Genomic DNA, 22,982 nt, shown 5'->3' with positions numbered 1-22,982 from the left:
TATGCCTGAATTACCCGAAGTTGAAGTAAGCCGCATGGGGATCTCGCCTCATTTAGTCGGTGAGAAGATTAAAACTCTGACTTTTCGTACACCTAAACTGCGTTGGGATATCCCTCAAGAACTTAAGCTATTAGAAGGGCAGGTGATTCGCTCTATTTCACGCCGAGCGAAGTACCTATTGATAGAAACCGATACCGGAACAGCCATTGTTCACCTCGGTATGTCTGGCTCACTGCGCGTGTTAGATGCAGACTTCCCGCCAGCAAAACACGATCACGTGGATCTTAAGTTAACCAATGGCAAGATATTGCGTTACAACGATCCGCGTCGCTTTGGTGCGTGGTTATGGTCGGCGCCTGATGAGATACATACTGTATTACTGGGTTCTGGTCCTGAGCCACTAACTGACGACTTCAACGCAGATTACATTGCTGAGAAAGCAGAAAAGCGTAAGGTTGCCGTCAAACAGTTCATTATGGACAACAAAGTAGTGGTAGGTGTGGGGAATATCTACGCCAATGAAGCGCTGTTTTCTTCACGAATTCATCCACTTCGCCCAGCAAGCAAAGTGACAAAACAAGAGTGGATCTTGTTAACCAAAGAGATCAAACAAGTACTCGCTACCGCCATCAAACAAGGTGGCACCACACTCAAAGACTTCGCCCAAGCGGATGGAAAACCGGGATATTTTGCTCAAGAGCTGCAGGTTTATGGTAAGGCTGGTGAACAGTGTCCGAGTTGTAGTGAGAAGCTTGAAGAGCAAAAAATCGGACAGAGGAATACGTTTTTTTGTTCTCAATGTCAGGTATAGATGTATAGCTCTCAATACAGAGCTTGATATTACTTGAAGCTGTGTCTAGGGCACTTTATCTGATAAAATGTCAAGTCACCCCTTTGATTTATAGTTTGAATTATGTCGTCTTCATTTCTAAAGGCAGAGTCTATATCTAGAGCTTTGTTGCTAATTCCTTACCTATGGTTAGCTATTGGTATTATTTGGATGCCTCAGGGCAGCAAACCTTTGGTCGCTTTGGTTTTGGTCGCAGCTATCGCCCAGTTAGCGGTAAAGGGCTTTTCTCAGGTTAAAGAAAATCTGAAAACTAATATGTGGTTATGGGGCGTGTGGCTAGCTTTGATGTTCACCATTGTTAGCTACATAACTTATGGGGCAAGTTCTCAAGAATTAAGAGGTTTATTATTGACACTTGTTTTACTGATCGTTCTTCCTCAGTCTTATATAGTAAATATTCGTTGGGTTCAATATTTATTATTTTCAGCAGCGTTGGCTTGTTGGGCATTATCTTGTTGGTATTCTATGATCGAACCTACCCCACGAGGTCATTGGCCGGTAAACCCGATTCCATTAGCTATGCACCAAGGCCTCGTTTCTGTGCTTTCCATTGGCGCACTGTTGACGACATTTAAAGGCAAACGAAGCGGTTTACTTGCCGTCAGTGCCATCATATCAGGCTTGTCGGTATTGTTAACCCAGTCAAGGGGGGGGATCTTAGCTCTAGCTTGTTGTTACTTTTTGGTGGCGGTTAGTGTTGTCGTTCAAAAAAAGGGCAGTTTTAAAATTATCGTCATCTCCTTTTTAGTGCTCTTCGGTTCGGCGTTATTGGCTAAGGATGCGCTTATCAAACGATATCAAGAAACGGAGGCCGAGTTTTATCAAATGAACCATGGCAATCGAGATACTTCGATTGGTTTAAGGCTACAAATGTACCAAGCGGGTTTGGAGCTCTTTGCTAGTCACCCCATGTTAGGTCATGGAGAATTCACACGTGAGTATGCAGAAGATAACCTAACTGGTTATACACCGACCGGTTATCATTTTATCTCACAAGCACATTTACATAATAACTACATTGATAAACTGGCTCGTTCAGGGGTGATCGGTTTTATATTTTTGTTATATTTACTTTTTTATCCAATTTATTTTGGAATAAAAAAGCATCCGCAATGTGTTTGGCTATTGAGCTTACCCGCAATTTATTATGCTTTGACCAGTGTCACCGATTCGCCGTTTAGAAATGGCGACACCACGGTTGTCTATTTGGTTGTGATTGGCACACTCATGCACTATGCAAGTAGGAAAGTTAAGGTTGAAATAAATAACAGTGATGATAACGAAATATAAGCAATCACGATGAAATTATTCTATTATCTAAAACATGCCTTGCTCTCTATCGCACCTCGTTTGTATTTTTCAAAACAGTTTGAAAAGCTGGAAAAGTCATATTCCGGTCAAGCTGACTATATAAAAACCAGAGTAAATTATTATGTGAAAGGGCTCGGCGACTTTGATAAGGCTAGTCTAAGCTGCGAGATTAGTAATTATTCTCGAAAAGGCTACACATCTTATTTCTTTGATCTTAAAGAGTTTCTTCATTATTTTCCAAAGTACTTTCGTTTCAGTTACTACTTTGGTGATGAAACGCATATAGAGCCAGTTCCAACGTTATTTAAAGCTCGTCCGATTGCTGGGAACAATAGTAACTCTGTACTATTTAAATTAGATAAGCGTCGTCATTTCCGATTCGTGGATGATAGCTTAAGTTTTTCTGATAAAAAAAATATGGCCGTATTTCGTGGTGCTGTGACTCAACCACATAGAATTCGTTTTATGAAAACTCTGTATGGTCATCCACTGATGAATGCAGGTCAATCGAATACTTCAGAGCAAAACCCAGAGTGGCAACAACCATTTATGACAGTCGAAGAGCAGCTTCAATACAAATTCATTATTTGTCTTGAAGGGAACGATGTTGCATCAAACTTGAAATGGGCAATGTCTTCAAACTCACTTGTCGTTACTCCAAAAATGAAATTTGAAACGTGGTTTATGGAAGGCACTCTGCAGCCAGGCATACATTATGTAGAGGTGAAGGATGACTGGTCGGATTTTGAGCAAAAAATTAAATACTATTTAGACAACCCTAAAGAGTCTGAACAGATGATCAAAAATGCGCATGAATACCTTGCTCCTTTCCAAGATGAACAACTAGAAAAATTGGTTTGCATTAAAACACTTCAAGAATATTTTAGACTATCTGGTCAAGCTATTAACGAACACGCTATTAACGAGCAAGACAAATGAAAATTCTGATTATTGGCCCGTCATGGGTTGGAGACATGGTGATGTCTCAAGGCTTATATGTTGAGTTACAAAGACAGTATCCTGACGCAAAAATTGATGTTTTAGCGCCAGCATGGTGTAAGCCTATTTTGGAAAGAATGCCACAAGTCAATCAAGCTCTTGAAATGCCATTAGGGCATGGGCAATTTGATCTGAAATCTCGTTATAAGATCGGCAAATCGTTGAGGGAAGTACAGTACGATAAAGCGTACGTATTACCTAACTCCGCGAAATCAGCTTTAATTCCCCTGTTTGCACGCGTTCCTGAACGAGTTGGCTGGAAAGGTGAAATGCGTTTTGGTTTGCTTAATAACGTTAGAACCAATAAAAAAGCGTTTCAATACATGTTAGAGCGATATGTAGCGTTAGCGCACCCTAAAGCTGAAATGACGGGTAGTGGTTGTTTAGGTGAATTGTCATCATTACCTTTTCCAAGCCTACAAGTTGTTGACTCCAGCCAACAAAAGGCTATGGAGCAATTTGGTTTAAACAATCAAAGGCCTGTCCTTGGTTTATGTCCTGGTGCTGAGTTTGGCCCTGCGAAACGTTGGCCTGATAATCACTTTGCAACAGCAGCGACAGCGATGATAAAGCAAGGTTACCAAGTGTGGTTGTTTGGCTCGGCTAAAGATCGTGAAGTAACCCAAAAGATAATCGAACAAGTCCCTGTTAATATGCAGCAGCATTGCTTCAATTTAGCTGGAGATACGAGCTTAATTCAGGCTGTAGACTTGATCGGGGCTTGTCGTACTGTCGTTAGTAATGATTCTGGGCTGATGCATGTGGCCGCCGCGGTGGGCTGTAATGTCGTGGCTGTTTATGGCTCTAGTTCACCTAAATATACGCCTCCGCTAACGAACAAACTGGCGATCATCAATACCGATATTGAGTGCCGACCTTGCTTTGAACGAACTTGTCCCAAGCAGCACCTAAAGTGCCTAACTGAGTTAATGCCGAGTAGAGTCATTAGTGCTATTGAGCAGTTTGATGTAATTTCCCAAGGTAAAATATAAATAAGGTCGTCATATGAGCACTGTCGTTCGTTGGGCCTATACCGCGTTACTTTTCCTTGTAAGCCCTATCCTGCTTTGGGGCTTATATCGTTCCAAAGCAAACAAACCACCTTTTGGTCGTCGTTGGAAAGAGCATTTCGGGTTTACACCGTCGATCAATAATAGACAGTCGGGCGTGATCTGGCTTCATGCTGTTTCAGTAGGGGAAGTGCTGGCGAGTAAGAAGTTAGTTGAACAACTGGCGATACAAAACCCAGATAAAAGAATACTGATCACTACAACAACGAGTACAGGCGCTGAGCAGGTCGAAAAGATGAGCGGTTCGATTAGCCATCGTTATATGCCTATTGATTTTAGTTGGTGTGTTCAACGTTTTATCAACCGCGTTCAGCCAGATAACATGCTCATTATTGAAACGGAATTATGGCCAAACACCATTAACACCGTTGCTAAAAATGATGTTCCGATGATATTAGTTAATGGACGATTATCCGAAAAATCAGCCAGTAATTATCAAAAAATGAGTTCGTTAATTTATCCGACTATCTCTAAGTTAAATTTAATATTGACAGTACACTCTGATGATAAATCTCGATTTGAGTTACTAGGTGCGCCGAGCGAAAAAGTCATTGTCACAGGGTCAATTAAGTACGATGTGTCGATTGATAATAATGTAATCGCACAAGGCGAGCATCTTAAAGATATTTTGGGGCAGGGTAGGCAGATTGTTGTCGCCGCGAGCACTCATGCGGGCGAAGATGAACAAATTTTTAGAGCTTACCAACAAGCCAAAATCCAACGGCCAGAATTGCTGTTAGTGATAGTGCCTCGTCACCCTGAACGGTTTGATTCAGTTGCTGAATTGGCCAAAAACCAAGGCTTAGTTTTGGTTCGTCGAACCGAAGTTGTTGACGAGATACCGCTCGATGTCGACGTCTACTTGGGGGATACGATGGGAGAGCTTATGGTTATGCTTTCTGCGAGCGATCTTGTTTTTATGGGAGGAAGCCTACTTGGAAAGAAAGTAGGAGGACATAACTTCATCGAACCTGCGCTGCTTCAAAAATACTGCTTAACAGGGCCGAGCTATTTCAATTTTGCAGACCTGGCGAATCAATTGATCGACTCGAGCGCACTGTCTGTTGTAGCCGATGAGAATGAGCTTGCTTTACAAATGATCAGTGCATTATCCAAGCCTAAAGAGTTAATTGAAAAAGGGCGAATAGGCTATGGTATAGTTCAACAGAATCAAGGTGCGTTACAACAAACACTCCAATTGATACATCATTCAGCCACCAATAATCAGTCAACCAATATTGAGACATCACCATGATCAAAACTTTTGTTATTCATGTAAGCAAAGGCTACGAAGAACGTAGAAAACATATAGATAAGCACCTGCCAGAAGTGGGCATCACTGATTACGAATATATGTTAGCTGGTGATATCGATGATCTATCTGATGAGGTTAGAAATGGTTTTTTTGACGACTCACTGAGGCTCCCTGAGAAGTCTTGCTTTTATAAGCACTACTTAGTGATGAAAAAAGTCGTAGAAGAACAAATTCCACAAGTATTAGTGTTAGAAGATGATGCTTTTTTAAATAGCGACTTTATTGAGCAACTAGAAGCTTTCCAAAATGAACTTCGTGGTGAAGAAAAGTATCTTGTAAATATTGAAGAGGCATCGAGCTTAGTACCTGCATCAGTAAGAGTTCCAAATCAACATCTGTACTTGTGTAAAACGAACAAGCTTACTGGTGGTTTGCTTTATGACCTTAGTTTTGCTCGTGCAATGGTAGAGCATATGGAAAGCAATATAACTGACGCACCTATTGATGGTTATATTGGTAATGAGCGAACGACATTAGAGTACAATATTTTTTGGACACACCCACCTTTGGTTCGTCAGGGTAGTAAAACCGGTGCATTTGATAGTGAGTTGAGTGGTAGAACCTCAGGACTTTATGCGACGGTTAGAAGTTGGTTTAAAGAGGGATACCGAACTCATGTTCGAAGCCATGTCAGCAGCAAGCACAAAGCACTTTTTAAAAATATTACGAAGTACTAAATTATGAAATCAGAATTGGCTAGAAAACACTTAACATTTGTCATTTATGGCAATGATAGAACTTACTATCAAGGCGCAAGATTTTGCATTTTGTCTTTTTTAGCCAATTGGGTTGAGGCAAATGGAACTAGGCCTGAAATTTCTGTTCTAGCAGAAGAGCCTGAGCACTTCGCTAATATGCCAATTAAAGTGTTTCCGATATCGCCAGCTCAAAAGGCTGAATGGAGTCTAGGCAATACTTATCACTTCAGAATCAAGAACCGCGGCTTAAAATATCTTTGCGATAATTTAGAGTTGAGTCCTGAAGATAAACTGCTTTTTTTAGATACAGATACGTACTTTAACGTGCCAACAAACGTTTATTTCGACTCTATATCGGATAAAAACGCGTTACTGTTTTGCTCAGAAGTGAACATCAATACTTTGCCAAGCACCAATGAATACGCACATATCAGAGATAGAGATATAAAGCTTATGGATGGCAGTGTCTACCGCACCAATCCAGACTCAGTTATGTGGGCGTCGGCAGTCATCGGTATCACCGGGAAACACACATCAGCTTTTGATTATGCCGATGTGTTGATTCAAGCGTTACGTCAAGAAGGGTGTGAGGCACACACTCTAGAACAGTTTGCGTTATCTGAAGCGCTCTCTACACAGGTGAATATTGAACCAGCGAAAGCTTGGCTCAATCATTATTCAACGAGTGGACGAAAAGACTGGGCGAGAACGGTGTTGGAACAGTTCTTTGAAGAACACGGAGATAAACCATTTGAAGAGCAAATACGCTTAGCTAAAGAAGTGTCCTTCAAGCGCCCTCTTGCTGAAGTGATTCGAGGGCATATCTATAAAAAGAAAAAGAAACTTCGTAAGTTATTTGGTTTGAAAGAAGAATAAATCATAGACTCTCAAGGGTACTCACTTTGTACCCTTGTTCAATTTGTGAAAAATCAAAGTGCTGAGCATCAATCCTTCCTAATCGAACTTCTTTTTCGAATGAGCGCTTAAGTCGCTTTAAATTACTCTCTTTCCAGCTATTACCTGTTTGCGTTAGGCATTTATCAAAATCGATAATCCAAACCTTGCCTGCTTTATCAACGAGAATGTTATGGATATTGAGGTCGGTATGATTGACCCCGGCATCGTGCATTTTTCGAATTTGATGACCAATATCGTTGAAATGGGAATCGGATAGTTTTTTGTTTGATAGTATCTTTACTAAGTCTTCTGCGTCGGAAATCTTTTCAATTAAAATATCGGCTTTGTAAACGAGCCCTTCTTGCGAAACTTTCGCAGCAACGGGTGTCGGGACATTAACTTTATGTGTGGCTAGAAGCTCAAGTAACATTAGCTCTTGGTATGCTCGTGAGTTCTCTAATCCAGTAAATAAATAGCTGTCTCTAACTAGCTTTCCAAACAAGCCGCCGCGATGATAATGTCGAAGAGCGAAATTGCTTTTTTCTCCCTTAACAAACCATGTTGTTCCTCTACCTTGAGCGTGCCCCAGTATTGCTTGATTCGCCTTCCAATAATCCACAGAAAAAGCCAATTCAACGTCTTCGGTGAGTAATTTAGGATTATACCAGTACGTTGTTTTATGGATTTGCTTTGTTGTAAACATGAATCACTGTCTCGTATTGGGGAGTTTATGGCATACTTGGTAGAACAGTATATCAAACGCCGAACAGATTAATGAACGATTCATGTAGTTACCAAAAAATATTAGTTGTTGCCACTCATTGCATTGGTGATAGTTTGTTGATCTCTGCTTTTACCCATAGTCTGAGAAAAGCGTTTCCGACCGCAACAATAGATGTTTTAGTTAATGCTAGAGGGGAGATGGTTTTTGGTACCAATCCAGACGTTGACTCTTTAGTTGAAATTCCGCCAAGAGCATCCGTTAAGGACTATTACCGGATTTTAAAAACGCATGGTCGATATGATTTAGTCGTCAATGAAATGCTTAATGATAGAACAGCTATCTATAGTTTTATCTTTGGTAAGAAAAGACTTGGTGCAATTGATGAATCGCTTTCTGGCGCCTGGGTTAAAAAGTTAATTTATACTCATTACATTAAAGAACAGCATCGCTTTGAGCATAAAATGAGTCGCGTTGCTCGTATGCTGGATACCATAGATGTTAATTGTATTGCACGGCTAGTCTCTCCCGAAGAGTTATTACCTTCAGTGGTTCAAAAGAGATTGCCATCAAACTACATTGTTGTGCATGCGCCATCCTCCAACGAAATTAAGCAGTGGCCAGTCTCGTATTGGGTTGAAGTCATCAATCGTCTGATATCTGCAGGTTATAATATTGTCTTATCTGGCGCTAAATTAGAACGAGACGAGACCATTGTTGAACAAATCATTAGCCAAGTTCCTGAATCGAATCAACTGGTCAGTGTTTTGGGGGAGTTATCATTAGCTCAAACCTCTGTATTAATAAAACACAGTGATGGTTTTGTTGGACCTGATAGTGGCCCGGGTCACCTCGCATCAGGTTACTCTATCCCAATTGTATCTATTATTAGCGTAGCGCCAGCAAGCATGTGGTCACCTTGGCCATATGAAGAGCCAATTGATGTAACGAACAATTTATACAGCAATGGTGTTAGCTCCCAAAGAGTCGCCAATATTAGACTTGTGCAATCTGAACGTAACTGCGTCCCTTGTTATAAAAACAGATGTCAAATTAGCGATGATGTCTATTCGCCATGCCTTCAAGATATCAAGCCAGATAACGTTGTTTCTGCTGTTCTAGAAATGATGCCATTGGAATCGATCAATGAATAACGCTCTTTCTGCTCCAAAATCTATTTGTATTCTGCGTTTATCTGCCATTGGTGACGTTTGTCATGCCCTTTCTGTGGTGCAACTTATTCAAGCTACCTATCCAGAATGTCAGATCACGTGGGTGATGGGAAAAATCGAAGCTCAATTACTTGGTGATATACCTGGAATTCAAGTTGTAGTGTTTGATAAAAAACGCGGCCTAAAAGGAATGAAAGAAGTATGGAGAGCCCTGCGTTCAACTCGGTTTGATTATTTGCTGCATATGCAAGTTGCATTAAGAGCCAGCCTGTTAACGATCGGAGTAAAGGCAAAAGTAAAACTTGGTTTTAGTTGGACACGTGCCAAAGAGGGGCAGTGGCTCTTTACCAATCGCAAGCTACCAAAAACGGACGCATCTCATGTGTTAGATAATTTCTCTGAATTTGCTTACTTTTTGGGGTGTCCTAAGCAGATACCGACATGGGATCTTGCTTTGTCTGATGAAGACCAAAAACTATCGATGGAGCTTGCGCATGAGCCGTATATTGTTATTAGCCCTGCCGCGAGTAAAGATGAGAGAAACTGGTTAGTTGAGCGCTATGCCGCTGTCGCCGATCACGCTTATCAGTTAGGCTTTAAAGTGGTTTTTTGTGGTGCTCCAACGGATAGAGAGCGCAATTTAACTGACAATATATCTCTGCACATGACATCACCTTGTATTAACTTAGTAGGCTCAACCTCGTTAAAGCAGCTTACCGCAGTTATTGGTCAATCCAGTGTAGTGATCGCTCCTGATTCAGGGCCTGCACACATTGCGACGACTCAAGGTGTCCCCGTGATTGGTTTGTATGCGCACAGTAACCCAATGCGAACAGGGCCTTACCATAGTTTAGACAGTGTGGTTTCTGTCTATGAACAGATTGCTGAAGAGCAACACGGTAAAGCGGTTGACGAGCTTCCATGGGGAACCCGAGTAAAAGGAAAAGATCTTATGGCTCTTATTTCTACAGAATCGGTGATTGAGCAGCTAGACCGTGTATTAGGCCGATTGAAAAACAAGAAAACATCCAGTGAATAAAGGAATGTCATGAAAATAGCAGTATACCCAGGTACTTTTGATCCAGTGACTAACGGCCATTATGACTTAATTAAACGAGCCGCATGTATGTTTGAAAAACTTGTCATTGGTGTCGCAGAGAGCCCAAGTAAAGCCACCTTATTTAGCTTAGATGAGCGTGTGGCCTTATTGCGAGAAACTTGCCATGAATTACCTAATGTTTCCGTTGAAGGTTTTAGCGGTTTACTGGTTGATTTCGCGACCGAGCAAAACGCCTCAATTTTGGTGCGTGGCTTAAGAACGACAATGGACTTTGAGTATGAATTTGGTTTGACGACAATGTATCGTCGATTAAAACCAGAACTAGAGAGCCTGTTTTTGACACCTTCAGAAGAGTTTGCTTTTTTATCATCAACATTGGTTCGTGAAGTCGCTATTCATGGTGGAGAAATAGAGCAATTTGTTCCAGGGTGTGTTCATCAAGCTGTTGTCGCTAAAGTAAAAGCTTTTAAAAATTAAGTGATTATGAATATTTTAATGTATACAAGAGCCACGTTACCTGTGGTGAATTATGGTGGAACCGAACGAGTCATTTGGGACTTAGTTTATGCTTTGCATCTTGCCGGGCACCGAGTGACGCTGCTCGCTGGTAAAGGAACAAAGTGTGATTGGGCGAGAGTCATAGAGTATCAACCGAATGTACCACTGCAAAGTCAGCTTCCAAATGATATTGATGTTGTGCATTTCCACTCTGATCTTGAGCCTATCTCTTATCCCTACATTTTAACGCAGCATGGTAATTCAGACGGCCCAATTGACCCTAATACTGTTTTTGTTTCATCTCAGCACGCAAAAAATCATGGTGCACAAGCTTATGTGTACAATGGCTTGAATTGGGATAACTACCAAAAGCCTAACTTTAACTTGCAACGAGAACGTTTCCATTTTCTTGGGAAAGCGGCGTGGCGAGTTAAAAATGTTCAAGGTGCCATTGATATTACCAAGAAAGCTGGCCAGCAGCTTGATGTCTTGGGCGGGCATCGCTTGAACCTAAAAATGGGTTTCAGGTTAACGTTAGATCGTCATGTTCGTTTTTTAGGGATGGTGGACGATACAACGAAATCTCAGATCATGACTCAGTCAAAAGGTCTGATATTCCCCGTGACTTGGCATGAACCGTTTGGCTTAGCGATTACAGAGAGTTTGTATTTTGGTTGTCCAGTGTTTGGTACACCCTATGGCTCACTGCCGGAATTAGTTTCTAGTGAGGTAGGTCTTTTATCGAGCTGTGAACAAGAGCTCGTAGAAGGGATCTTAAATTCTGACACCTATGATTCAGCTCGTTGTAATGAATACGCGAGAGATCAATTCAATGCCAATGTCATGGCTGCAGCGTATGTTAGTTATTACGAGAAGGTAGTTGAAGGTAATAAAGCCAATAGTGCATTAGGAAGTATTGTCGAGTCTTTTAAAAGGTTGCCTTATGAACGATAAATTGAAGCCAAAACTGGTTTTTGTAGGCTACAAGCAACAGTATGAAAAACTAGAAATTGATGTGCTATCGTCTGATTATGAAAAGCATCATATTTTCTTAAGCAAGTGGTTAGTGAAATTAATTTCCTTTTTATTTTTCTACAGTAAAAAACACTATCATGAGGCTTATGGAGCGATCATAAGACGAAAAATAAAGGCGCTAAATGGCTTTGATGTCATATTCACAACCGACTCTTTGAGAGACATTAAGTCAATATCAAAGGTTAGTGGGAGGAAGATTATTCTTTTTAGGAATATTACAGATGGGAGCTTGAACCATCTTTTAGATGATTTTGAAATATATACGTTTGATGAGGGTGATGCAAAAAAATACAACTTTAAGCATGCTTATTCTCCGATGCCTCAACTAAAAATTATTGATGAGATAGCAAAATCCTCTGATTACGATGTGTCTTTTGTGGGGGTGGATAAAGGAAGGAAAGAAAAGGTTCAAAAAATAGAAGAGGCATTGGGTGATTTTAAGTGCAACTTTATTGTGTTTGACAAAAAACCTTCTTATTCCTATGTTGAATACCTAACCGTGATGCTCAATACCAAATGTGTACTGGAAATTGTTCTTGATGGACAGACGTCTGATACTATGAGGGTTAAAGAAGCGTTATACGCCAGAAAGAAAGTTATCACGAATAATACGAGTCTTTATAATCACCCTTTATACTCAAAAGATAATTTCCTTATATTTGACTCTCTAAATGAACTCGCAAATCATATTGAGGAATTTATCTCTGGTGACTTTGATGAATCAGTTTTGATTAAGCTTGAAGATTACACAGTTGATGGTTTTTATCATAACCTATTATTTAGTCAAAAATAATGAGACGAATAAATCCGCCTTCTAAGAAGGCGGATAATCTTTAATAAATTAGAAGATATGTGTTAATAACCCACATATGGGTCTTGTCCGTTTCTACGTGTTTTTAATAACTTTAAAATCCACATGTACTGCTCCGGTTTCGGATTAACAAAACCTTCAACGACTTCATTCATTGCCCTAGCGTCTTGATGTTCATCGCCGGATAACTCAATGGGTGCTTTGATTTCAATTTCGTATTTACCCGTCTCAATATTATAGCTGGCAAAGGTTGGAACGATCTTCGCTCGGCTTACTTTTGCTAGTTTTCCAAGTCCAGGCAAGGTTGCTTTTTCAGTCGCAAAGAAGTCTGAGAATACACTTTGTTCTGGGCCATGGTCTTGATCTGGCAGGTAATATCCCAAGTAGCCATCTTTGACTGATTTGATAAAAGGCTTAATGCCGCCACTGCGATCATAAACTCGTCCGCCATACTGAACTCTTTGTTTGTGCATTAACCAGTCGGTCAGGGGGTTTTTCTGGCTATTGGCCATCGCAGAAACGGGTAAGCCTCTTGAAGCTAAAAGGATTGCCGGAATGTCTATGCACCAAGAGTGAGGTACGAGCAAAATAGCACTTTGATTGTCTTGCTGTAGCTGCTGTAAGTGTTCTAATCCAATGATTTCTGAGTGTCTTTCAAGCCAGCGTTTACTGCGTAATGATATGGCAGGAAAACCAAGTAAAAAGGCGCCAGCAGTTGTTAGGCAATTGGTTAGAATGGTTTCACGCTCTTGAACAGACTTTTCTGGAAAACAAAGCGCGAGGTTTATACGTGCCTTTTGTACTGAGCCACGTTGCTTTTTCGCCATTTTTGTCGCCACGAATTTTGCTATGGCTACTCGAATCGAGTTTGGCAGCAAAGAAATGGGCAGACATAGGCATAGCCCGAGCCAAGTTCCCCAGTATTTTGGTGATAATAACGCACTGATGAATTTGGGGTTGTATGCTTTAGGATCGTAGTCGTCGCGTTGAGTTGTCACTGTAAACCTTTAACTGGCGATATATATTGAACAAGCTAACAGTATACCGTTAGCTTGTTTTCGGGAGAGTGTAATCTAGCGATTAACTGACTGCATGTACTCGCTGACGCCTTCAGCAACCGATTTAAATTGAACATCGCAACCGGCATTACGCAACTTAGTTAAATCAGCTTGAGTAAACTCTTGGTAAGCGCCTTTCAAATGCTCAGGGAATGGGATGGTTTCAATCTCTCCCTTACCGTGATGTTTAATCACCGCTTTTGCGACTTCTTCAAATGATTCGGCATTACCTGTACCTAGGTTGAAGATACCTGATACGCCATTTTTTAAGAACCACAGGTTTACGGCCGCAACATCACCAACATACACAAAATCACGCTTGAAGGTTTCGCTTCCTGCGAATAATTTCGGGTTTTCACCGGCGTTCATTTGATTGTTTAGGTGGAATGCGACAGAAGCCATGCTGCCTTTGTGCTGTTCACGTGGACCGTAGACATTGAAGTATCGAAAACCAGTGATTTGAGAAAGCGTTTCGTTGTGCGCGGCTGCATCTGCAGTTAAGCGACGCACATAGTTATCAAATTGCTGTTTTGAATAGCCGTATACGTTTAGCGCGCCTTCGTACTGCGGCTCTTCGATAAAGGTATCGGTTTCACCATAAGTGGCAGCAGAAGAAGCATACAAGAAGGGGATCTCGCGCTCGATACAGTAATGCAGTAACTCTTTCGAGTATTCGTAGTTGTTTAGCATCATGTATTTGCCATCCCACTCTGTGGTCGCAGAACATGCACCTTCATGGAAAATAGCCTCAATATGACCGAAATCATCACCAGCCATAACTTGAGTTAGAAAGTCATCACGATCCATGTAATCGGTGATATCTAGATCAACCAGGTTCTTAAATTTTTTGCCATCTTTTAAGTTGTCGACAACTAGAATATCGTTGTGGCCTGCTTCATTGAGCGCCTTAACAATATTGCTGCCAATCATGCCTGCACCACCAGTTACGATAATCATATTTCTTCCTACTTTTTTGAATACAAACTCACACGAGTATAGCAAGGAACAAACGAAGCGAGCTAGCGGAATAATTCTTTAATTCTAGTGTGATATGATTGTGTTAATCTAGTCATTATTACCTACTCAAAACACGATCTTATCGGTCTTAGTATGAAAGATTCTACGTCTTCGACTTTTGTTTGTAGGCTGGCTTACGCGCGACATGAGAGTTGTTTGGTCGCAATTGATTTTGAACTATTTTAGTTGCTTAAGCATTTGAGCTGGTATTACGTATCGAACTATCCTTCGAATAGTAAGAAATAGATTTACAAAATTAGAAGAACTTTTCCTTTGAATTTTAGGGTTTTAGAAATCTTATGAAGATATTAGTTACAGGCGGCGCTGGCTTCATCGGTTCAGCTGTCATTCGTCACATTATAAATAATACATCTAGCAGCGTCGTGAATGTTGATAAGTTGACTTATGCGGGTAACTTAGAGTCTCTTGTTGACGTGGGAGAGCACGAGCGCTATGCATTTGAAGCGGTGGATATTTGTAATCGTACTGAGCTAGACCGTATTTTTGAGCTGCATAAGCCTGATGCAGTAATGCACTTGGCTGCTGAATCTCATGTTGACCGTTCGATTGACGGCCCTGCTGCATTTATCGAAACTAATATTGTTGGTACATATACATTGCTTGAAGCAACTAGAGCCTATTGGAATGAGCTTTCTGAAAGTGATAAAGCTGCTTTTCGTTTCCACCATATCTCTACTGACGAAGTCTATGGCGACTTAGAAGGTACGGATGACTTGTTTACCGAGACGACGTCGTATGAGCCATCAAGCCCATACTCAGCTTCGAAAGCTTCTTCTGATCATCTCGTCCGAGCTTGGCTACGCACCTATGGTTTACCAACCGTCGTAACTAATTGCTCAAATAACTACGGCCATTACCATTTCCCTGAAAAATTGATCCCATTGATGATCTTGAATGCACTCGATGGAAAACCTCTGCCAGTGTATGGCAACGGTATGCAAATCCGTGATTGGTTGTTTGTCGAAGACCACGCTCGAGCGTTGTACAAGGTGGTCACTGAAGGTGAGGTAGGTGAAACCTATAACATTGGTGGTCACAATGAAAAAGCAAACATTGATGTAGTAAAAACGATCTGTACATTACTTGAAGAGTTGGTGCCCAATAAGCCAGAAGGTGTGGGTAACTATCTTGACTTAATCACTTATGTCACTGATAGGCCTGGGCATGATGTACGCTACGCCATCGATGCGTCAAAGATTGAACGAGAATTGGGTTGGAAGCCAGAAGAAACTTTCGAATCAGGTATTCGTAAAACTGTCGAGTGGTACTTAGATAATAAACAATGGTGGTCACGCGTATTAGATGGCTCTTACGCTGGTGAACGCTTAGGTGTTTCTTCAGATTTAGTTGTAAATGGTAAGGTTGATAAGTAATGAAAGGGATTGTTCTTGCTGGAGGCTCAGGCACGCGGTTGTATCCACTCACTCGCGGCGTATCAAAACAGCTTTTGCCCATCTACGATAAGCCGATGGTTTTTTACCCAATCTCGACGTTAATGCTAGCTGGTATCAAAGATATTTTAATTATTACGACACCTGAAGATAACGCTGGTTTCCAACGCCTACTTGGTGATGGCTCAGATTTTGGCATCAACCTTGAGTATGCAATTCAACCAAGCCCAGATGGTTTAGCGCAAGCCTTTATCATAGGTGAAGAGTTTATTGGTGATGACAGTGTTTGTTTGGTGTTAGGGGATAACATCTTCTACGGACAGTCTTTTTCTAGAACTCTACAAAATGCAGCTTCAAAAGAGTCTGGAGCAACTGTTTTTGGTTATCCAGTCAAAGATCCTGAGCGTTTTGGTGTGGTCGAATTTGACGAAAAAATGAGAGCTGTTTCGATCGAAGAAAAGCCTGATGTGCCAAAATCTAGCTATGCGGTAACTGGTTTGTATTTCTACGATAATCGAGTTGTAGAAATGGCAAAAAAAGTAAAGCCATCTCATCGAGGTGAGTTAGAAATTACCACTATCAATGAAATGTACCTAAACGATGGCTCGCTGAATGTAGAGCTATTAGGTCGTGGTTTTGCGTGGCTAGATACAGGTACTCACGAAAGCCTTCATGAGGCTTCATCTTTTGTGCAAACCATCGAAAATGTACAAGGGCTAAAGGTTGCTTGTTTAGAAGAAATAGCTTGGCGTAATGGGTGGTTAAGTAGCCAGGATATATCAAACTTAGCAAAGCCTATGCTAAAGAATGAGTATGGACAATATCTAGAGAGGCTTGTAAACAGTGAAAGCAACTAAGACTAAATTAAAAGACATTTTGATAATTGAGCCTAAAGTTTTTGAAGATGAGAGAGGCTTTTTTATGGAAAGCTTCAATCATTCAAACTTTGAAAAATTAATTGGCCGAAGCGTTCAATTTGTTCAAGATAACCACTCTAAATCAGGTAAGGCTGTGCTTCGAGGCCTGCATTATCAAATACAGCACCCGCAAGGCAAACTTGTTCGAGTTGTCCGTGGAAAAGTTTTAGATGTCGTGGTCGATCTACGGGCTGACTCTCCAACCTATAAACAGTGGCAATCGTTTGAACTGAGTCAGGAGAATAAGAAGCAATTATGGATCCCTGAGGGTTTTGCTCATGGTTTTCTGACGTTGACAGATGAAGTCGAGTTTTTGTATAAAACAACCGATTATTACTTCCCACAAAGTGAACGTTCTATTGCCTGGAATGATCCAGAATTAAAGATCGATTGGCAATTAGATGAAGAAAGTTTGATCGTTTCAGATAAAGACAAGAATGGGCTGCTACTTAAAGATGCTGAGCATTTCTAAAAATAAGGTTTTATAAGATGACAACGCAATTATTTGTTCCAAAGTTTCGTGTTGATGAGTGTCTAGAGCATGTAAGAGAGTGCCTAGAAAAAGGCTGGACAGGAATGGGCTTTAAAACTGTCGAAATTGAGGATGAATGGAAAAAGTATACTAGCCTACCTCATGCTCACTTTTTGAGTTCAGCAACAGCGGGCCTTCACCTCGCATTTGAAGTCTTGAAGCGTGCGCATAATTGGAGTGATGGCGATGAAGTTATATCTGCATCTTTAACATTTGTCTCTACTAACCACGCTATTAAGTACGCTGGTCTAGAGCCTATTTTTGCTGATGTTGATGAGTACTTATGCTTAGACCCTCAGAGTATTGAAGAAAAGATAACAGATAAGACTAAAGCTGTTGTTTTTGTGGGGCTAGGTGGAAATACTGGTCAACTTGAAGCGGTGGCAAAGCTGTGTAAAGAGCGTGGGTTGGCTCTAGTATTAGATGCGGCGCACATGGCCGGGTCAAGGTTTGAGGGAAAGCACGTAGGTTATAATGCTGATGTCACCGTGTTTAGTTATCAAGCTGTAAAAAATATGCCTACAGCTGACTCTGGAATGATTTGTTTCCAGAACCCAGAATATGATGCGTTAGCACGTAAACTAACTTGGTTGGGTATTAATAAAGATACTTACGCGCGTACAGCCGCACAAGGTGCTTATAAGTGGAAATATGATGTTGAAGATTTAGGCTTTAAATATCATGGCAACTCAATTATGGCCGGTATGGCTTTAGTTGCACTTAAATACTTGGATAATGATAATTCTTATCGCAGACAGTTAGCTAAGTGGTATCGTGAAGAGTTATCTGAATGTGATAATGTAAAAATAGTTCCGATTGCTCAAGGGTGTGAATCATCGACACATTTACTTCAAATACGAGTTTCAAATCGAGATGAGTTACTAATCAAGCTAAATGAAAATGATATCTATCCAGGTGTGCATTATACAGATAATTCAGAGTACAAAATGTATGAAAAATCTGGTCGTTGCCCAAAAGCTTTGATAGCAAGTAATGAAATCATTTCATTGCCAATGCATATGGGCATAACAAGGCATGATGTAGTAAATGTAGTAAACATGGTGAAAAAGTACAGTAAATAAACTGTCTGCCATGTAGCTATAGCTAATTCGACCAGATGTGAACAGGTCGATCTATCTGTTTAGTGGCGATATACTGAACCACTAAACGGATAGGGATACTAATGCTAATGAAAACACGTGACAAGATTGTTTACGCAGCTCTAGAGCTTTTTAATGAGCACGGCGAGCGTAGTATTACGACCAATCATATTGCTGAACACATCGAAATCAGCCCCGGAAACCTCTACTACCACTTCCGCAACAAACAAGAAATTGTACGTGATATCTTTACTCTCTACTCGACAGAGTTACTTGAAAGATTTACTCCGATTCAAGGGCAGCAAGAAAGCCTGACGCTACTAAAGAGCTACTTAGATTCCATCTTCACGCTGATGTGGAAGTATCGATTCTTCTATGCAAATTTGCCTGAAATATTGTCACGTGATGAAAAGCTGCACCTTGATTACATGGCCGTTCAAGAAAAGCTGCAAACGAATCTTGTGGATATTATGAGAGCATTTGTTGAGTTGAATTTGCTAAAGGCAACAGATGCAGAAATGAAGTCGATGGTCACATCTCTTCACTTGATCGCATCAGGTTGGTTGGCGTATCAGTCCGCGATGTCGCCAAAAGCTCAAATTACTGAACAAGTTGTTCACCAAGGAATGCTGCAGATGATCGCAACCGTTAAACCGATTGCAACGACTCAAGGCTTTGAGCAACTGACATTGCTAGAAGATGGTGTGAGAGCGCTGAACAGTAAATAAAAGCGAAGGTGTGGGTAAGCGGTAAGTGGGATTCGGGTAACGAGAGCGGGAAAGCACAGATTCGAGTGGTGGGATATAAATCGCGACGTCATTCCCTACAGCGAGGAACGAGCGTGATAGGGAATCTTTTTATGTCAGGGCTCGAAAGATGACTCACGGCAATGTGAGATAGAGATTCCAGATATTTCGTCCCTCAATTCAGGAATGACTGAGTTTGATAAATGCGAATTCAGAGATTTTCAGCTCTTTGGGCTTGCTCTTCGCATCTCGGTTACTTATATCTCGTATCTGTTTTTACCTAACTAACCATCTTTTCGGATTTTGAGCTTGGCTGTTTCTACGAATTTCAAAGTACAGCGATGGGCGGGTTTGTCCGCCAGTGTCACCTGCAAGCGCAATAGCCTCACCCGCTTTCACCTTGTCACCTTCTTTCTTTAAAAGCGCTTGGTTAAAGCCATAGAGCGTCATGTCGCCTTTACCGTGGTCCAGCAGTACCACTAAACCATAACCACGCAAGTACTCGGCAAATACGACCGTTCCCGAGTAGACGGATTTTACTTGTTGACCGTATTTCGCTTTGATCACCATGCCTTTCCAATTTACTTGACCAGTTTGGCGTGAGCCGTAGTTATGCAGAACTTTATCTTTGATTGGCCAAGGCAGTTTACCTTTACGTTTGGCTAAGCCATCCATAGGGACAGCATTGCGTCTCTCTCGTGCGGCTTTTTCTGCTTTCGCTATTTCGGCTTTTAGGCGAGTTTCATTACGTTGAAGTTCGGCTAAGTAATTTTTGTCGCCAGAGATGTTTTTCTTAATACTGCCGACGGTCTTTTTACGCTGTGTTTGGGTCTGCGATAGTTTGTTGCGCTTTGCTACCTGTTGATTTAACAGCGCTGCTATTTGTTCTTGCTCAAGTTGGCGTTGCTTATGGCTTTCTTCTAATTCAAGTTGAGTTTGTTCGATCGTTTTGATTGTTGCAGAACGCGCTTTGGCGAGGTGTTGGTAATAGTGACTAATGCGGTCTTCTTCAACGCCAGTATTTAAGATGTGAGAAGAGGCTTTGGCTCTGCTGGTCATGTAGTAAGTCTGAATCAGCTGCTCTAACTTATCGGTATGGGCTTTTTTCTGTACTGTAAGCGCTTTAATCTTATTATCTAAGCTAGCAACATTAGCATTGGCGGTATTGAGTTGTTTTTTACTTGTTTTAATGGCTTTTTCAAGCAAGGAGATAGAGAGCTCTTGTTGCTTGAGGTTTGCTTGTAAATTGTCGAGCTTCTTCTGTTGTGAGGATAGTGTTTTTTGTTGACGATATATCTCACTCGACACACCTTTCAGCTCCCCTTTCGATGCGGCAAGTGGCGATGCAGAGAAAAGAACAGCGCAAAGGCTGGCAGATATCAAAAGAACAGTGCTAATTACTTGGACTGGTTTCATCATTATCGTCATGTTGCTCTTATTAGTTTTCAGCATCTGCTCTTAAGTCTTTCGTATCTTGGCTCATCGAACCTAGAATCAGCTCTTATATTCCATCACCATGAATGAAATTTTGCGAGCGACCATTGAAGCCTTGGTCCATATCTAAAGATGGTTTATCTGTTTTCGGTTTTCCGACAATTTTTGCAGGAACGCCTGCGACTGTTGTATGAGGTGGTACGGCTTGTAGTACAACAGAGCATGAGCCAATCTTCGCGCCTTCACCTACTTCAATGTTGCCGAGTATTTTAGCACCGGCCCCAATCATTACGCCTTCGCGGATTTTGGGGTGACGGTCGCCGCCTTCTTTACCAGTACCACCAAGGGTAACGTCTTGAAGGATCGATACATCATTTTCGACGATAGCAGTTTCACCAATCACGATACCAGTGGCGTGGTCGAGCATGATAGCTTTACCGATACGAGCCGCTGGGTGAATATCAACTTGGCAAGCAACTGAAATTTGGTTTTGTAGGTAAGTAGCAAGTGCGATACGCCCTTGTTTCCACAACCAGTTAGCTACTCGGTAACCTTGCAGAGCGTGGTAGCCTTTCAGATAAAGTAGAGGCATCGAGTACATCTCGACCGCAGGGTCTCGATTTACCGTCGCGCAAATATCACAAGCTGCCGCATCAATAATCGATTGATCCTGCTTAAATGCTTGTTCAACCACTTCACGTACTGCCATTGCAGGCATTGAAGCCGTCTTTAGCTTGTTTGCTAGGATGTAGCTAAGGGCTGCGCCTAAACTTTCATGGTTGATGATCGTGGCATGATAAAAACTCGCAAGCATAGGTTCTTGCTCAGACTGCTGTCGAGCTTCCTTCACTATGCATTGCCAAACTTTTTGCTGTTCACAGTGTTTCATTTTTCCATCCATTCTTTTAAATCAGATACGCGTAGCGAGATGATAGATACGAAGAGCTTAGAAAAGCCAATTAGCGTAAATGAGATTCCAGATACTTCATTCTTCAATGACGAGCATTATACTAACGTCATCTTCAAGAGTGAGGTACGAGCGAGTTGGAGAACTTTGTTCGGGTCATTTACTTTATGCTATTCGCATCTTGGTTACCCGTACCTCTAACTCTCTTCGTATCTCGCTTACTCTAATTTCGTATCTGCTCTTACTATCTTTCTGACTTTTTGTCTCTAGCAAGCAGATCTTGTGCTGCTAGGTGTGCATCTTTCCCTTGATACAACACTTGATAAATCTGTTCAACAATGGGCATTTCAACGCCCATACGTTCTGATAGTAACCAAACTTCTTTGGTGTTGCGATAACCTTCCACTACTTGGCCAATTTCTTCTTGTGCTGTATCTACATCTTTACCTGCGCCAAGTGCCAAACCAAAGCGACGGTTACGTGATTGGTTATCAGTACAGGTTAGCACTAGGTCACCCAATCCAGCCATGCCCATGAAGGTTTCTGGTTGCGCACCAAGAGCTGCGCCTAGTCGACTCATCTCAGCTAGACCGCGAGTGATAAGTGCAGTACGTGCATTGGCACCAAAACCAATACCATCCGACATGCCAGCACCAATGGCGATAACGTTTTTAACCGCGCCACCAAGCTGCATGCCAATAAAATCTGAATTTGCGTACACACGGAACGTTTTGCCACAGTGAATCTTTTCTTGAAGTTGCTCAAGGAATTCTGCATCAGGGGAAGCCACAGAGATTGCCGTTGGCATACCCATCGCTAGCTCTTTGGCGAAGGTAGGTCCTGATAGAACTGCTAACGAGTACCCATCACCAAGCACATCGTGAGCGACATCTTTAAGTAGGCGGCCTGTTTCTGGCTCCAAGCCTTTTGTTGCCCAGCAGATACGAGAACAATCTGTTAAGTGAGGCTTAAGGCTATTTAAAACGATACCAAATACGTGGCTAGGGACGACAACAAGAAGATCACGACTTGCTGTTACTGCCTTCTCAAGGTCTGATTCGATGATTAGGCTTTCTGGGAAGTCGATATGCGGTAGAAACTCATTATTTGCGCGCTCGGATTCGAGGCGAGCCATGTGAACAGGATCATGCCCCCACAGAACAACGTTTGCACCGTTACGCGCTAGAGAGATAGCTAAAGATGTTCCGTAAGAACCTGCGCCAATTACTGCCATGGCGATCTCTTTGCCATAAGCGTTTGTCGAGTCAGTTGTTTCTGTCATGCTTCCACCTAAAAATAATGAGGGAAATCGAAGAGTCTTGGAAAAGCTATCCACTAAAATCAGAGGAGCTTTCAATTTTAATACAGTGTAAAGAAAAAATGCACATCGCAGAAGTTGCGATGTGCATTTAAAAGCTAACT

23 protein-coding genes are annotated in these 22,982 nt (G+C 41.5%); 17 read left to right on the top strand and 6 right to left on the bottom strand.

Translation table 11 applies throughout. The features are described from left to right. Position 1 precedes the first annotated feature (1 nt). From mutM to AB6C75_RS06165, 7 genes are all read left to right on the top strand, one after another. Positions 2–811, top strand: coding sequence for a bifunctional DNA-formamidopyrimidine glycosylase/DNA-(apurinic or apyrimidinic site) lyase (gene mutM, locus AB6C75_RS06195; protein WP_372046992.1), 810 nt, complete (start codon positions 2–4; stop codon positions 809–811). A 102-nt stretch (positions 812–913) separates the two neighbouring features. After that, entirely contained in the window at positions 914–2,140 is a 1,227-nt protein-coding gene (locus AB6C75_RS06190; protein WP_372046994.1) for an O-antigen ligase family protein, read from the top strand. 9 nt (positions 2,141–2,149) lie between these two features. Continuing rightward, complete coding sequence (locus AB6C75_RS06185; RefSeq protein WP_372099189.1) at positions 2,150–3,100, top strand: glycosyl transferase family 90; 951 nt, start codon at positions 2,150–2,152, stop codon at positions 3,098–3,100. Then, complete coding sequence (gene waaF / locus AB6C75_RS06180; RefSeq protein WP_372107333.1) at positions 3,097–4,152, top strand: lipopolysaccharide heptosyltransferase II; 1,056 nt, start codon at positions 3,097–3,099, stop codon at positions 4,150–4,152. The genes AB6C75_RS06185 and waaF overlap by 4 nt, the downstream gene beginning before the upstream one ends. 13 nt (positions 4,153–4,165) lie before the next feature. After that, on the top strand, positions 4,166–5,485 hold the full coding sequence (gene waaA, locus AB6C75_RS06175) for a lipid IV(A) 3-deoxy-D-manno-octulosonic acid transferase (RefSeq protein WP_371695130.1): 1,320 nt from the start codon (positions 4,166–4,168) through the stop codon (positions 5,483–5,485). Further along, complete coding sequence (locus AB6C75_RS06170; protein WP_009847974.1) at positions 5,482–6,222, top strand: glycosyltransferase family 25 protein; 741 nt, start codon at positions 5,482–5,484, stop codon at positions 6,220–6,222. Before waaA ends, AB6C75_RS06170 begins: the two co-directional genes overlap by 4 nt. A 3-nt stretch (positions 6,223–6,225) precedes the next feature. Next, entirely contained in the window at positions 6,226–7,119 is an 894-nt protein-coding gene (locus AB6C75_RS06165) for a hypothetical protein (protein WP_009847973.1), read from the top strand. Position 7,120: 1 nt separating this feature from the next. Here AB6C75_RS06165 and AB6C75_RS06160 read toward each other — a convergent pair whose 3' ends face one another. Beyond that, complete coding sequence (locus AB6C75_RS06160; RefSeq protein WP_009847972.1) at positions 7,121–7,843, bottom strand: 3-deoxy-D-manno-octulosonic acid kinase; 723 nt, start codon at positions 7,841–7,843, stop codon at positions 7,121–7,123. Positions 7,844–7,914: 71 nt separating this feature from the next. On the opposite strand from AB6C75_RS06160, the gene AB6C75_RS06155 reads away from it, so the two are divergent. The 5 genes from AB6C75_RS06155 to AB6C75_RS06135 are packed head-to-tail and all read left to right on the top strand — an operon-like array spanning position 7,915 to position 12,419. Then, positions 7,915–9,015 carry a glycosyltransferase family 9 protein gene (locus tag AB6C75_RS06155; RefSeq protein WP_012603047.1) on the top strand — a complete coding sequence of 367 codons (1,101 nt, stop codon included), beginning with the start codon at positions 7,915–7,917 and terminating at the stop codon, positions 9,013–9,015. Continuing rightward, on the top strand, positions 9,008–10,072 hold the full coding sequence (locus AB6C75_RS06150; RefSeq protein WP_372107330.1) for a glycosyltransferase family 9 protein: 1,065 nt from the start codon (positions 9,008–9,010) through the stop codon (positions 10,070–10,072). Before AB6C75_RS06155 ends, AB6C75_RS06150 begins: the two co-directional genes overlap by 8 nt. 9 nt (positions 10,073–10,081) lie before the next feature. Further along, positions 10,082–10,570, top strand: coding sequence for a pantetheine-phosphate adenylyltransferase (gene coaD, locus AB6C75_RS06145; RefSeq protein ID WP_372107328.1), 489 nt, complete (start codon positions 10,082–10,084; stop codon positions 10,568–10,570). Positions 10,571–10,588: 18 nt separating this feature from the next. Then, a complete protein-coding gene (locus AB6C75_RS06140) occupies positions 10,589–11,545 on the top strand; it encodes a glycosyltransferase (RefSeq protein ID WP_372107326.1) in 957 nt (318 codons plus the stop codon). Continuing rightward, positions 11,535–12,419, top strand: coding sequence for an LPS biosynthesis protein (locus tag AB6C75_RS06135; RefSeq protein ID WP_017102397.1), 885 nt, complete (start codon positions 11,535–11,537; stop codon positions 12,417–12,419). The genes AB6C75_RS06140 and AB6C75_RS06135 overlap by 11 nt, the downstream gene beginning before the upstream one ends. Positions 12,420–12,481: 62 nt before the next feature. On the opposite strand, the gene lpxM is transcribed toward AB6C75_RS06135, so the two are convergent. Together lpxM and rfaD are read right to left on the bottom strand one after the other, a co-directional pair. Beyond that, positions 12,482–13,435, bottom strand: a complete 954-nt coding sequence (lpxM, locus tag AB6C75_RS06130) for a lauroyl-Kdo(2)-lipid IV(A) myristoyltransferase (protein ID WP_372107324.1) — start codon at positions 13,433–13,435, stop codon at positions 12,482–12,484. A gap of 75 nt (positions 13,436–13,510) precedes the next feature. Next, positions 13,511–14,452, bottom strand: a complete 942-nt coding sequence (rfaD, locus tag AB6C75_RS06125) for an ADP-glyceromanno-heptose 6-epimerase (RefSeq protein WP_135445127.1) — start codon at positions 14,450–14,452, stop codon at positions 13,511–13,513. A 359-nt stretch (positions 14,453–14,811) separates the two neighbouring features. On the opposite strand from rfaD, the gene rfbB reads away from it, so the two are divergent. The 5 genes from rfbB (at position 14,812) to AB6C75_RS06100 (ending at position 19,201) form a co-directional block, all read left to right on the top strand. After that, on the top strand, positions 14,812–15,906 hold the full coding sequence (gene rfbB / locus AB6C75_RS06120) for a dTDP-glucose 4,6-dehydratase (protein ID WP_371709409.1): 1,095 nt from the start codon (positions 14,812–14,814) through the stop codon (positions 15,904–15,906). Beyond that, complete coding sequence (gene rfbA / locus AB6C75_RS06115; protein ID WP_372107321.1) at positions 15,906–16,781, top strand: glucose-1-phosphate thymidylyltransferase RfbA; 876 nt, start codon at positions 15,906–15,908, stop codon at positions 16,779–16,781. Before rfbB ends, rfbA begins: the two co-directional genes overlap by 1 nt. Next, positions 16,768–17,313 carry a dTDP-4-dehydrorhamnose 3,5-epimerase gene (rfbC, locus tag AB6C75_RS06110; RefSeq protein WP_017097373.1) on the top strand — a complete coding sequence of 182 codons (546 nt, stop codon included), beginning with the start codon at positions 16,768–16,770 and terminating at the stop codon, positions 17,311–17,313. The genes rfbA and rfbC overlap by 14 nt, the downstream gene beginning before the upstream one ends. 17 nt (positions 17,314–17,330) lie before the next feature. Then, positions 17,331–18,455, top strand: coding sequence for a DegT/DnrJ/EryC1/StrS aminotransferase family protein (locus AB6C75_RS06105; RefSeq protein ID WP_017097372.1), 1,125 nt, complete (start codon positions 17,331–17,333; stop codon positions 18,453–18,455). A gap of 107 nt (positions 18,456–18,562) precedes the next feature. After that, entirely contained in the window at positions 18,563–19,201 is a 639-nt protein-coding gene (locus AB6C75_RS06100; RefSeq protein ID WP_029222818.1) for a TetR/AcrR family transcriptional regulator, read from the top strand. Between the two features lie 294 nt (positions 19,202–19,495). On the opposite strand, the gene AB6C75_RS06095 is transcribed toward AB6C75_RS06100, so the two are convergent. The 3 genes from AB6C75_RS06095 to gpsA form a co-directional block, all read right to left on the bottom strand. Beyond that, positions 19,496–20,647 (bottom strand): murein hydrolase activator EnvC, encoded by a 1,152-nt coding sequence (locus tag AB6C75_RS06095; protein ID WP_371709407.1) that lies wholly within the window; start codon positions 20,645–20,647, stop codon positions 19,496–19,498. A gap of 73 nt (positions 20,648–20,720) precedes the next feature. Beyond that, a complete protein-coding gene (cysE, locus tag AB6C75_RS06090) occupies positions 20,721–21,542 on the bottom strand; it encodes a serine O-acetyltransferase (RefSeq protein WP_052880228.1) in 822 nt (273 codons plus the stop codon). A gap of 262 nt (positions 21,543–21,804) precedes the next feature. Next, entirely contained in the window at positions 21,805–22,842 is a 1,038-nt protein-coding gene (gpsA, locus tag AB6C75_RS06085; protein ID WP_372107318.1) for an NAD(P)H-dependent glycerol-3-phosphate dehydrogenase, read from the bottom strand. Between the last annotated feature and the right edge of the window lie 140 nt (positions 22,843–22,982).

It is taken from the genome of Vibrio sp. 10N.237.312.B06 (assembly GCF_041464685.1).
Taxonomy (GTDB): Bacteria; Pseudomonadota; Gammaproteobacteria; order Enterobacterales; family Vibrionaceae; genus Vibrio; species Vibrio tasmaniensis_A.
The sequence above is the reverse complement of the archived record's forward strand: the minus strand, read 5'-3'. Positions and strand labels throughout refer to the sequence as shown.